The sequence below is a fragment of the Klebsiella sp. YJ genome (genome assembly GCF_002108615.1).
Classification (GTDB): domain Bacteria; phylum Pseudomonadota; class Gammaproteobacteria; order Enterobacterales; family Enterobacteriaceae; genus Klebsiella; species Klebsiella planticola.
In genome coordinates this window covers 1-541 of the sequence record NZ_MTEG01000115.1, presented here as the reverse complement: position 1 = coordinate 541, position 541 = coordinate 1, and the positions used below count along the sequence as shown (strand labels likewise).

General features: G+C 58.6%; 1 pseudogene. It reads right to left on the bottom strand.

What is annotated here, in order from left to right:
* Positions 1–58 precede the first annotated feature (58 nt).
* Positions 59–541 (bottom strand): annotated as a pseudogene (locus BV390_RS30445) (group II intron reverse transcriptase/maturase); the annotation flags it as partial.

Sequence of the window (541 nt, the reverse complement as noted above, 5' to 3'; positions counted from 1 at the left end):
GTCGCGGTAGGGATACCCGTTACCGGATACCCCCCGCACAGATCCCGGCGTGCGCGATTTACGCACCGGGCTCCTGCCTCGGGTGTCTGGCGGTGAACCGCTCCACAGGCCATGGATGAAGAACCCGAACCCTTGGTAGCCATGCGGCTGCCAGTTTGTTTGCTTTCGTCCAGGTCGTATCATCCTTCTGGCTCCTGCGCCTGAGCGCCCGGCGCCAGAGGTTTGTTACGTGTGTCCTGAACTTCTGCATGGTGGGGAAGTTGCCCGGTACCGAGTGATAGTTCAGGTATCCCTGAACCACTCTCCTGAGCCATTTTCCCTGTTCGGGGATTGAGTAATGCCAGCGCCTTCGCAGACCGTCTTTGATGGCTTTCAGAGTTGCCGTCATCCGATCCCGGCGGGTCTTTCGTATCAGCATGAACCTGCCGTTGCGATCTTTCCCGCTGATGTGCGTGAACCCGAGGAAGTTGAACGTTTCTGGTTTGCCTTTTCCCCTGATGGCACGGTTTTCGGCAGCGAAGCGGCCGAACTCCATCAGACG